This window comes from Rhodohalobacter sulfatireducens, from assembly GCF_022012475.1.
Taxonomy (GTDB): Bacteria; Bacteroidota; Rhodothermia; order Balneolales; family Balneolaceae; genus Rhodohalobacter; species Rhodohalobacter sulfatireducens.
This window is the reverse complement of record NZ_JAKLWS010000006.1, coordinates 86,319-98,778: the sequence shown is the minus strand read 5'-3', so window position 1 is coordinate 98,778 and position 12,460 is coordinate 86,319. Positions and strand designations below refer to the sequence as shown.

8 protein-coding genes are annotated in these 12,460 nt (G+C 42.6%); 5 read left to right on the top strand and 3 right to left on the bottom strand.

Annotated elements, in window-relative coordinates:
• The first annotated feature begins 58 nt into the window (after positions 1–58).
• From L6773_RS06815 to L6773_RS06795, 5 genes are all read left to right on the top strand, one after another.
• Positions 59–913: a sigma-70 family RNA polymerase sigma factor gene (locus L6773_RS06815; RefSeq protein WP_234572662.1), complete on the top strand. Its 855-nt coding sequence runs from the start codon at positions 59–61 to the stop codon at positions 911–913.
• Between the two features lie 154 nt (positions 914–1,067).
• A complete protein-coding gene (locus L6773_RS06810; RefSeq protein WP_237853120.1) occupies positions 1,068–3,947 on the top strand; it encodes a ligand-binding sensor domain-containing protein in 2,880 nt (959 codons plus the stop codon).
• A gap of 13 nt (positions 3,948–3,960) precedes the next feature.
• Complete coding sequence (locus L6773_RS06805) at positions 3,961–4,593, top strand: response regulator (protein WP_237853119.1); 633 nt, start codon at positions 3,961–3,963, stop codon at positions 4,591–4,593.
• A gap of 100 nt (positions 4,594–4,693) precedes the next feature.
• Positions 4,694–6,271, top strand: a complete 1,578-nt coding sequence (locus tag L6773_RS06800) for a hypothetical protein (protein WP_237853118.1) — start codon at positions 4,694–4,696, stop codon at positions 6,269–6,271.
• A gap of 52 nt (positions 6,272–6,323) precedes the next feature.
• A complete protein-coding gene (locus tag L6773_RS06795; protein ID WP_237853117.1) occupies positions 6,324–7,865 on the top strand; it encodes an OmpP1/FadL family transporter in 1,542 nt (513 codons plus the stop codon).
• An 84-nt stretch (positions 7,866–7,949) separates the two neighbouring features.
• On the opposite strand, the gene L6773_RS06790 is transcribed toward L6773_RS06795, so the two are convergent.
• The 3 genes from L6773_RS06790 to L6773_RS06780 form a co-directional block, all read right to left on the bottom strand.
• Positions 7,950–8,816 carry a universal stress protein gene (locus tag L6773_RS06790; RefSeq protein ID WP_237853116.1) on the bottom strand — a complete coding sequence of 289 codons (867 nt, stop codon included), beginning with the start codon at positions 8,814–8,816 and terminating at the stop codon, positions 7,950–7,952.
• A gap of 288 nt (positions 8,817–9,104) precedes the next feature.
• Positions 9,105–11,657 carry an ABC transporter permease gene (locus L6773_RS06785; RefSeq protein WP_237853115.1) on the bottom strand — a complete coding sequence of 851 codons (2,553 nt, stop codon included), beginning with the start codon at positions 11,655–11,657 and terminating at the stop codon, positions 9,105–9,107.
• Positions 11,654–12,388, bottom strand: a complete 735-nt coding sequence (locus tag L6773_RS06780) for an ABC transporter ATP-binding protein (protein ID WP_237853114.1) — start codon at positions 12,386–12,388, stop codon at positions 11,654–11,656. Before L6773_RS06780 ends, L6773_RS06785 begins: the two co-directional genes overlap by 4 nt.
• Positions 12,389–12,460 lie beyond the last annotated feature (72 nt).

The following is a 12,460-nucleotide window of genomic DNA, read 5'->3' as shown; positions in this document are numbered from 1 at the left end:
TTCTGTTCGTAGTTAAACCGAAGTAAATAATCGAATCTCAACTTAGATTTAAAACATAGTGGCTAAAAGTTCAGGCATTTCTACTCGCGAATCAGAATCACTGGATCGCTACCTACACGAAATTGGAAAAGAGAAACTTATCACCCCGGAAGACGAAGTACGTCTTGCCAAAGAAATTCAGAAAGGTTCCCAACGAGCTCTTGAAGATTTAACCAAAGCCAATCTCCGGTTTGTGGTTTCGGTTGCCAAGCAGTATCAAAACCAGGGATTATCTCTTGGTGATTTGATCAACGAAGGAAATCTCGGGTTGATTAAGGCGGCAAAACGTTTTGATGAAACTAGAGGGTTTAAATTTATCTCTTATGCCGTTTGGTGGATTCGTCAGTCCATCCTGCAGGCACTTGCCGAGCAGAGCCGGATTGTTCGTCTACCGCTAAACAGGGTAGGGGCTTTGAACAAGATCGGTAAAGAGCTTTCCAAATTGGAGCAGGAGTATGAGCGTGTTCCATCAGCAGCAGAGCTGGCAGAGAGCCTCGATATGACCGTGTCTGAAGTTGCAGATACGCTGAAAATATCAGGTCGTCACCTTTCAATGGACGCACCTTTTGCTCAAGGTGAGGATAACAGACTTCTGGACGTTCTGGAGAATGAAGAAATTCCCGATCCGGATAATGACCTGATGGGAGAATCTCTGAAAGTTGAGATTGAACGGGCTCTCTCCAAACTTACAAAACGAGAGGCTGAGGTGATCAGGCTCTATTTTGGTATTGGCCGCGAGCACTCTCTCACACTCGAAGAGATCGGAGAGCGGTTTGACCTGACTCGCGAACGAGTTCGACAGATTAAGGAGAAAGCACTGCGTAAACTTCGACACCACAACAGAAGTGCTGCTCTGAGAGCTTATCTCGGATAATTCTCCGCGAAAAAATTAATAGATCAAAGGTGAAGTGTTTTCCCGCTTCACCTTTTTTATTTGCAGCAATCTTCTCCAATTCCACCAAATGATTTCAAATTCACATGAATATGTGATTTGTGCTATTCAATTATCTTTTTAGCTTGCTTAAATCATGAAGATCCGATTCCTCATACTCTCTTTGATTGCAGGCTTTGCTTTTCTCCAGGTGGCGAAAGCTCAATATCTGCCGTTTCGAACCTACTCGATAGAGGTAGGGCTCAGTGAATCTGTAGCTCAAGCACTGATCCAGGACCAACGAGGTTATATCTGGGTGGGAACCGGTTATGGTTTGAATCGTTTTGACGGCGTTTCCTTCAAACAGTATTATGAGGATGACGGCCTTGCCTCAAATGATGTTCACGCCCTTTTCCAGGATAGTGAGGGAACCATCTGGGTGGGAACGGAATTTGGCATCTCTATTCTGCGTGGAGATACACTTGTAACCCCGTCTTCCGTTTCACAATTGAATGAATACCCGGTTATTTCCATCACTGAAGACCAGGAAGGTAATTTTTGGTTTGGAACCGAATCGAATGGGGCTTGGATATTAGAGAAGAATGGCAACCTTGTCTCTGTTAATGAAACAATGGGGATTTCCATGCAATGGGTGCAAACGATCTATTCTGCTTCTGATGGCACCATCTGGATCGGATCCAGGGCAGGATTGGCACGCATTAATGATGACCAGGTCAGGTATCATTCAACAGAGAATGGACTGCCCGACAATCGAATTCGTCATATCACAGGAGATGATTTTGGACGAATTTGGATCGGTACATTTTCCGGTTTGGTGAAATATGAAAACGGGAATCTGAGTATTTATGACCGCTCTGATGGACTGCTGGATGAAAAAATTCAAACAATAACAGTTGAAGACAGGAACCGGATTTGGCTTGGAACGGAGAGTGGAGTTTCACTTTTTGACGGAAGGAATTTTCAAAATTACACGCGAACCGAAGGTGTACCGGGTACAATCGTTCAATCTTCACTGTTAGATCACGAGGGAAATATGTGGTTCGGTACGCTTGGTGGAGGAATGTGTATTTATGTAGGTGATTATTTTCAAAGTTTTAATATTGAAAACGGACTTACAAATAACGTAATCACCGGTTTTGCGGAGGGACCGAACGGCGATGTCTGGATTGCAACCTATGGCGGTGGCTTATTAAGGCATGACGGAGAATCGTTTCAGCCTTATGATGAATCGGATGGCTTGGTTGACAATATTGTTTTTTCATTTCTGCTGGATAGCCAAAATCGATTCTGGATCGGTACACGGGGTGGAATAAGCATTTATGAGGATGGTCAATTCAACACTGTCAGTCCCGATCGTTTTCCATTCGGCTTGGTTAGAAAAATTTATGAAGATGTGGAAAAAGATGAATATTGGATTGCTACCTATGAAAGCGGAGTGATTCAACTGCAGGAGGAAGGATATATTCAGCATCATACGGGAAATGGGTTTTTGAATAACACCGTGATGGATATCAAGCGGGATGAGCAGGGAAATTACTGGTTTGCTACTTACGGCGGCGTGGCTATGTACGACGGTGAACAGTTTGAATATTTAACCATGGCTGAAGGCCTTCCAAGTAATGGAGTGATACATATTCACATTGATCATAATGGGGATAAGTGGTTCTCTACATTTAACGGCGTTGCAAAATATGATGGTGAATCCATAGAGCGCCTGTCACAGTCTGAACAGATCGACCTGATAACTTACTTCACCATCCAGGATTTGGAAAATCAGTATTGGGTGGGTACCAACCGAGGCCTTTACCGGCTGAACCCTGATGAATTGTTAGAAGCCGAAAATACACTTGAACGATTGCAATCATTCAGAGTCTACAACAAGAATCAGGGCTTGATTGCCAATGAGTTGAATGCCGGAGCTTCGTATGTAGCATCTGACGGAACTATTTGGCTGGGTACAGTAGAAGGGCTGAGCCATTTTTATCCAAGTGAAATCAGGGAAATTAACGCCCCACCGGGAATTGAATTTGAGGAAGTGATGGTGAGCGGTCGTATGATTAACCCGAAAGGGCAGCATGATTTTGATAATGATGAGAATTTTGTACAGATATCGTACTCCGGTTTGAGCTATGAAGCACCGGATCAAATATTCTATGAATATCGAATGAGAGGGCTTGACCAGGGATGGCAAATTACAACAGAACGAACCATTCGGTATCCATCTTTATCTCCCGGTGAGTATGAATTTCAGCTTCGAGCCTATAATGCCGATGGCTTTGTAAGTGCGAAGAGAGCCCGGTTCTCCTTTGATATTGCCTATCCCTATTATCTACAATGGTGGTTTTTTGTGTTGATTATTTTAGTAATTGTTGGGTTAATATTATTCTCAATACGGTATTTCAGAATTAAAAAGCAGGTGGATATTGAGCGGATGCGTGTTCAAATTGCAAGTGATCTGCATGATGATGTGGGATCATCTCTTACAGAACTTGCACTCCAAACAGACTTTTTGCAGGCCGTTACTTCAGGCGATGATGTTAAGAAGACACTAAAGCAACTTGGTAAGCACAGTCGAAAAATTGTAAGCAGTTTGGATGATATTGTTTGGTCAATCGATTCCAGGAACGATACGGCAGGTGACCTAACAGACCGTATGCAGGATTATGTTAACCAAGTATTTGTAAATGGTGAAGTGAGTGTTTTTTATGATTTTGAAAATCTAAGAATGCATGAAAAGCTTCCGGTTGACGTTAAGGAGAACATATACCTTATTTTTAAAGAGGCAATTAATAATATTGTTAAGCATTCAAATGCGTCCCGGATTGATATCAGATTTTCATTTTCCGGCAAGTCGTATACGCTCGAAATTCATGATAATGGCACCAAAATTAAAAATGACAGGAAAACGGGACAAGGTTTACGAAACATGAAGATGCGAGCTGATCGTATAGGATCAGATGTGGAGATCGTTTCAAATGGCGGTTTTACAATTCGTGCAACCGGGTCCATAAAATAGACGGAGAATAGCCATGATTAACATCGGAATAGTAGAAGATAATGTGAAGATCAGGAATTTGATTCAGAGATTTCTCGATATGCAGGAATCAATGAGTTGTAAGGTGGCCGTGGATTCAGTCGAAGAGATGCTCGATCATCTCAAAGAGCACGAACCTCCGGATGTAATATTGATGGATATTCAATTGCCTGGAATGTCGGGAATTAAAGGGATTGGCATCATTAAAAAAGAATACCCGGATATTGAGATTATCATGCTAACCGTTTACCACGATTCACATAAAATCTTTGATTCCCTGGTTGCCGGCGCTTCGGGGTACCTGTTGAAACATACCTCTCTGCCCGAAATCAAAGAATCGATAGAAAACCTGGTTGCCGGTGGTGCGCCAATGTCTCCACAGATTGCCCGAAAGGTTATCGAACATTTCAATAAACCAGAGCCTGAAAAGAAACCAAAAAGTGATTTAACAGCACGTGAGCAGGATATCGTGAACGGCTTGGTTGACGGACTGAGCTATAAATTGATTGCCGACCGGTACGATATTTCAATCGACACAGTGCGCGCTCACATACGAAACATTTATAAGAAATTACACGTTAACTCAAAAGCAGAGGTCATTGCAAAATCCCTCCGTGGCGAAATATAGAGATGTGAAATCGCATCACATGGTTATGTGATAGTCGATTGTTCATTTATGTTGTATTTTAAAATAAGAAAAGAAATTCACGGTAATTCCGGAGGCTATTATGAGACATTCGAAGAAAATCACCACTTTTTTGATTGCAGTACTGGCGATGACTGCAACGAGCTGCTATACTCAGCTTCGAACTACCTATAGTTCCTATCCCGGAAACGGATACTATTCATCTGATAGCAATACAGAAAGAGTTGCATCGAGTGAAAGATCTGTAGAAGAACGGGGCGACCAGGTTGTAAATGAAGAAGACTATACGCTGGGTTACGATGACGGATGGTCGGATGCCGAGGCTTATTATTTTAAAGATTATGAAGCAAAAAGATGGTACGAAGAGTACGGTGCTACCCTTGCACACGATCCGTACGTTCGGCACTATACCTTGAATCAATACTATGGCCGTGGATATTCACCGTTTCACTCTTATTACTATCCACATTATCCATACTATTCCTATTTCGATTCCTGGAACTTCTCAATTGGATTTCACTTTGGTTGGGGATGGAACAGCTGGCGTCATCGATATGCTTACCACCCGTTTTATGACTATTACGCATATCCCGGTTACTACCCGTATTACGGAGGTTACTATGGTTGGGGCTATCGACCCTATTACGGCAATACGTTTGTAATCTATAACGGATCTCGTGGAACCAGCCGTAATTACGGCCCCAGGAACAACGGCTTGTCATCTCGCGGATCAGAAACAGTTCGCAGAACACGATCTGATGCGAGGGTAAGAAATACAGCGAACAGAAGTGATATACGGTCGAATGCAAGATCCAGAAATGTATCGACAACACGAAGCCGTGGTACTGTAAATCGATCCAGCGGAACAACCCGCTCCAGGTCATCCTCAACTGTGAGAAGTCGATCAGGAAGCAACTCAAACAGTCGGGGAACCGTGAACCGGGGTTCATCAAACCGATCAAGAAGTAACGGCACTGTAAATCGCAGTCGGTCATCTTCTTCAAGCCGAAGTAATGGTACTGTGAACAGAAGCAGATCATCGTCAAATAATCGAAGTAATAACGGAACTGTAAACCGGAGCCGATCCTCAAGTCAATCACGGGCGAATGTAGGCAGTGAGGGAGTGATCATAAGCCGTGGAACGTCGATCATAAGAAATCGTGATAATGATCGAAATCGAAATACAGTAAATCAGCGAGTTGATATTAATTCGCGTGATCGGTCAGCAACGGTAAATAATCGCATTAGAAGTTATAACAATGCCAACAACCGAAATGCAGTTGAGTCTAATCGCCCTCAAACACGCAGAGAACGATCGCTTAACTCGATTAGAAATAGCTTGTTAGAACAGAAGGCAGAGTCACCAAACCAGAGATACACCCGACAATCAAGAGACAGAAGTTCCAGCTTTTTTAACAACAAGGCTGTTCGGGATGTTTACAAGTCGATCATTGGAACAAGCCGATCTAACAATAACAGCAGATCATCCGTCAATCGATCGTCATCATCGAGCAAACGATCGTCTAGTGTAACTCGGTCCAGGTCTAATAATTCAAACCGATCTACCGTCCGATCAAGCCGAAGTTCATCATCGTCTAGTAAGAGTCGGGGATCTTCAAGCAGAAGCCGGTCCTCCTCAACTTCGAGAGACAGAAACTAACTTTGGCTTCGTAACATTTCAAAGTGTATAAATCATCTAAGGTAGGCGAGCTATGCGAAAAATTTTAAAAATAATCATCCTGTTTGTTCTTCTGTTTGGTGTTGATAAGGCCTTTTCACAGCATGATAATAACAGCCTTTTATACAGTAACCAGGCCGTTCTTTTTGGAGACCAGGGGGCTTCCTTTGATCCCATTTCAATCATAATGCCGGGTACAGCTGCAAAATCGGGTATTGGATCTTTTATGGATAACCCGGCAAGTATGGCGCTCTTTGACAAAAGTTATTTTGATTTTGGATTATCCTATGGAACTGTTCAGGAGGATGCCACTTACTTCAGCAACTCACAAATACAGGATAATAATCAGTTTAACCTGTCGAACATTGGATTTTTGTACACATTCCCGACACAGCAGGGAAGTTTTGTGATCGGCGCCGCATATTCAAGGCACACCACATTTAACAGGGCATTGGGATTTAGCGCACGGAATGAGCAGAGTACTATTACCGATCAGTTCAAAACGGATGGGTCACCTTATCAGAATATTGCGTTTAATACATTTGCAACAGATTATGGCGATGAATTTGAGGATTGGGATGAGTCTATCTTTCGAATAGGTTTTGATGATTTTGACGATTTCCTGGGCATTCGCCAACAGGGTGAAATTTTTCAGGGTGGCGGCGGCGGCGAGTATTCACTCTTTTTTGCGACCGAATTCCAAAAAAATCTGATGGTTGGTGCAAGTATTGGTTTGTTATCAGGCAATTTCGAGTACGATCGAATTTTCCAGGAGGTCGATGAATTTAATGATTACAACAGCCAGATTATTGATAGTGATGATGATGGCACCTTTGATACGGATATCGACAATATAATTTTGGATGATAACCTGAATACCCGGTACAACGGTTTTCGGGCCCGGGCCGGTCTTCTTTACAAACTGACTGAGAATTTCAATGTAGGTGTTAGTTACACGCTTCCCACAAAAATTACTATTGATGAAGAGTTTGATGCCACTGTTACAACTACATTCGACAATGGCACCGAATTCAGCGATGGTACGGACAGTGAATTTTCCTACAATGTAAACTACCCCGGAATGCTGGCCATCGGCGCGGCAGTACAGGATCTGTCAGGATTGTCTGTATCTTTTTCCGCAGAGTATGTAGATTATTCAAGTACCGAGATTGAGTTTGAAGAGAGTGATCTATTTGAAGATGAAGTCATAGAAAATGAATTCATCCAGGAAGCTTTCCAGCCAGTATGGAGCTACAGAGCAGGGGTAGAGTACGAATTAAACCCAGCTTTAACCGTGCGGGGCGGATACAGTTTTAAACCCAGTCGCTTTGAAGATGGAATAGATGACAGAACGGCTTACTCATTAGGAGCGGGATTTGCAATTGGAAATGGCGTTCGTTTTGAAGCGGCTGCACGTTACTTAACGTGGGATGAAGAATCCACCGTTTACGATTATGGTGATTATAATTACGAACCTCTGCCGGATAATTTGCCGGGGGTTAATTTTAGATCAGAAACTGCAAACAGAACTGTAGACCAATGGCAGGTTTTGGGGACCATTCGTGTGAGGATGTAAAAAAATCGTCCGCAAATCTTAACGAAATGCGGACGATCGAAAGCTCTAACAAAATTCAAATACTTGTTCGCTTCAAGATTTGAATCAGTTCTTTTTAGGATTTACACTTAAAACAGCCGTTTTTACATGTCGTACCGTGTTGGCTGTTGTGCTTCCCATCATCAAATAGTTTAAACCCGTTCTACCCACTGTAGCCATTACAATCAGATCGTAATCATTATTTTCAATATGATGGAAAATGGCTTCATGAACCGAATCTTTCGAAACAATTACTTGATTACTCATTTGATCTGAAATACGGCCAAAATGTTCTTTTTCGAGCAGTTTTAAGCGTTCTTCTCGAATTTTTCGAAGTGAGAGATCTTTTTCATCTTCGTCAAATTGTTCGAAACTGAGTACATGTACCAAATCAATATTACCTCCTGATTTCTCAGCAATGTTGATGGCATATGGATATGCCTCCGCTGCATTATCGGAAAAGTCGGTAGTCACTAATATTTTTTTAAATTCTCCTACATCCGATTCGTTCTCAACCACCATGACCGGTGTATGTGCAAGCCTTAAAACTTTTTCTGCAACCGAGCCCAAAAGAAAGCGTGAAAAACCTGTTCGGCCATGGCTGCTCATAATAATATAATCGAACTTCTCTGAGGCATCTATAATTCCTTCAGCAGGATTTCCCAGAACAATGTTGGGTTCTTCAAGTCTGTTTTTGGCAACATAACTTTCTGCTACTTCTTTCACCCGACTGTTTAACTTCTCTTCCAGGTTTTCAAAATTTTGATACATCTTAGAACTCATACCCAATGCATAAGGTTCGTCTAGTTCCGATATTGGCAAATGAGAATAGAAGGGGGTAATGGTTCCGTCAAAGAGCTGTGCAAATTTGTCTGCAACCTGTAAAGCTTTTTGGCTTCGCTCGGAGAAATCAATTGGGACAAGGATTTTCATTTGAGTATTTAGTTAGTTGAATTTTGTGCTGTTATAGCTCTATCTCTTATTACTAAGTTCATCAAAATCTGCATAAACGTAAACAGACAAAGAACTCTTAAATACAAAATATTACGTGTCAGTAACTGTTGTTTTTTCGATGTTTAAGAATCCAATGAATGATTGGCGGAGCAATGATTATGGCGATAAAAATGTGACCGGTATAGATATAAACAAGTAGCGCAATCAGGATACAAACGAGTAGAATGATAAATGATATCAACCAAACAGTTTGATTGGGCGTCATATCTAACCGGTTTCAAGTCTCAAAATTTCTAAAGGTGAATGATTAAAAATATGTCTGCTTCCACTCCAGCCTATCAGGATTGCAGCAACTGTGATCAGTAAAGAAAGTACCGTAACTGTGACCAGGTCGGGAACAAAGACCAGCTCGAAATAAAAGTATGCCAAAGCCCAGCTCGAAACAACGGCCAGCAGCAGTCCTGTCAACCCTGAAAGTAATCCTAAAAGTGCGTATTCAATGGTTTGAATGGATCCGATTTGAGATTTATTGGCACCCAGCGTTCTTAGAAGTACAGATTCACGAGTTCGCTGTTTCCGGCTGATGGCGATAGAACTTGCCAGGACAATGAAACCCGTAAGAATACTGAAGAACGCCATGAACTGGATGGCAAGAGCCATTTTATCCAAAAATTCTCGCACACTTTGAAGTGCCACAGAAATATCGATGGAGGAGATATTTGGAAACTCTGTGGTTACTTGCTGTTGTAAGGCTATAGTCTGCTCCCTGGAATTTGTTCTGACAGTCGAAGCAAAAAACTGCGGTGCTTCTTCGAGCACGCCTTTTGGAAACAGAACAAAAAAGTTGGGCTGAGGACGGTCAAAATCTACCTCGCGGATACTGGCAACCACAGTCGTTACAGGAACGCCCTGAACGTTGAATCCAAGTGTATCACCCACTGCTACATTTAAATCATCATCGATATTGTCTGCAATTGAGATCGGTACAACGGACCCGATTCCATCGGCCTCTCCAATCCATTCGCCTTCTATAATGGTTTCAGAGTCAATGAGTGAATCTCTGTATGTTACTCTGTATTCTCTTGAAAGTGCCCAGCCGCTGATGTCCAGAGTGGTGTCTTCACGAACTTCAGAAACCGGAATCCCTTTTCGGCTGGAAAGTCTCATCGATACGATAGGTACATTTTGAATGACTTCAGCATTTCCCTGCTCAATAATATCAAGGAATGGCTGATTTTGGTCAACTTGAATATCATAAAAAACAGCGTCGGGCATCTGCTCTCCGGTTTGAAATTCTATTCGCTGAAGCAGCATATCCTGACTCATATAAAGAGTTCCAATCAATAGCATGCCCATTCCGAGTGTAATCATGAGCATCGAAGTCTGGTTATTAGGCCTGAATAGGTTCGCCATTCCCTGCCTCACCGTATAGGAGAAAGATTTCAGGCGAAGTTTTTTGATAACCACCATAAGCAGTGCTGCAACACCCCAAAGCAGAAAGACACATGCTATCAATCCACCCGTAAACCCGAGAGCCACTAAAAAACTTTCCGTTAACAATCCAACCACAGTGATGAGTACAAGGATTGTGGAGGAAAAAGAAACTATTTTTGCCCGTTTAGACAGCGCTTTAATCGGAGAAAATTCAACTGTTCTGAGGGTCAACAGTGGGGAAATAGTACTGATCGTAATTAATGGCAAGAGTGAAAAGACCAAGCTGATCAAAAGACCGGTCATCAAACCAAGTGTTACAGCAGGAATGGAAATGGATTGAACAATTTCAAATGGAAGGAGTCCTTCAAATAGCGACGGGATATACAGCTGGATAAAGATACCCAACGCGGTTCCAATAATCGCTCCAATCAGCCCCATCACAGAGATCTGGATGGCAAACGTCGCCAAAATTTTCTCTTTAGTAATCCCAAGGCACCGAAGCGTAGCAACTGTATTCGATTTTCGTTTGATATATACGTATACCGCACTTGAAACACCAAGTCCGCCAAGCATGATGGCAATGAATGCAATTAACCCTAAAAAGCGGGATAGATTATTGACCACTTCTTCAAACTCTTCCCGTTCCTCGGCCACCGTCTCAGTGCGGATTCGGTATTCATCGGCAATAGGTTCAAACGCCTCCTCGATCTCACCGGCTTTCTCTTCAGAATCAAATTTGAAGTACTGTTTGTACTCTACCCGGCTTCCACGTTCCAATAGACCTGAATCTTCAACAACCGATTTTGGTATATATACTCTCGGGCCGATTAGTGAAAAAGCAGCGGCTTCGCCCGGTACGCTGATTAATGCACCACCGATTTCTAGCGTCACATTTCCAACCTGAATGCTATCCCCAACCTGGACACCATATTGGTTTAAGGCAGATTCTTCGACAATGGCAAACTTCTCTTCTTTGTATCGATCTGCTGCGCTGGCAGGTTTTGACTGCAACGAACCATAAAGTGGAAAAGGCCCCTCGATGGCACGAATTTGAGAAAGGCGGGTGGAACCATTGTTTTTGAACAGAACCATAGAGTTAAACTCTATAGAGTTTGCATCACTTCCGCCTATGGAATCGATAAAGGCAATGGCCTCATCGGGGAAAGGGCGATTCGAATCCATCTCCAGGTCTGCACCCAGCAGCTCCTTTGATTGATCATTAACCGTGAGAAGCACGTCGCTCCTGAACGATAAAATAGCCACAAGTGCGGCAATACCTGCAATCATGGATGACGTGTAAAGGAGCAGGCTTTTCCATTGAGGTTTTGCATCCCGACCAGCCAATCGCCAACTCGAAGGTGAAAAAAGTTCGTTGATCAGTTTCATTGCGCCAGATCCGCCTGGATAGTTTCTGTTTGTTCGACGGGTGATGTTGTATCAGATATAATGGAGCCGCTTTTCAGCTCAATAATTCGGTTGCACTTCGATGCAAGCTCCCTGTCGTGAGTTACGATAATGAGTGTAGTTCCTTCATCCTTATTCAGTTCAAAAAGAAGATCTTCAATCTGTGAACCTGTATCCCCATCCAGGTTACCGGTTGGTTCATCGGCAAAGAGAACCTCTGGTTTGTGGATAAATGCTCTTGCCAGGCCAACTCGCTGCTGTTCGCCGCCTGAAAGCTGAGTGGGATAGTGGGTAACCCGATCTCTCAATCCAACTTTATCAAGAAGGTCAATCGCCTTTTTCTCAACTTCTCTGTATGAGACTCCCCTCAACTCTATGGGAACCATCACATTTTCAAGAGCTGTGAGCGTAGGAATAAGTTGGAAAGATTGAAATACAAACCCAATTTGTTCGTTCCTGATAGCTGAAAGATCGGATTCTTTAAGAGCGGAAATTTTTTGATCATTCAGGATAACATCCCCGGAGGTTGGTTTATCTAATCCGGCACAGAGTCCTAAAAGAGTGGTTTTACCGCTACCCGAGGGGCCAACAATTGCACAGGAGATCCCTTTTTCTATTGAAAAATTGATATCCTTCAAAACGGTGAGCTCTTTGTTACCGCTTTTAAACGTTTTTGATAAATTATTTACAGATAAAATGGAACTATTCAACATTCTTTATTTATTAAATTCAACAATCACCCAACAGAATTGGTAATATAAACCATTCCATAGAGATACTAACAT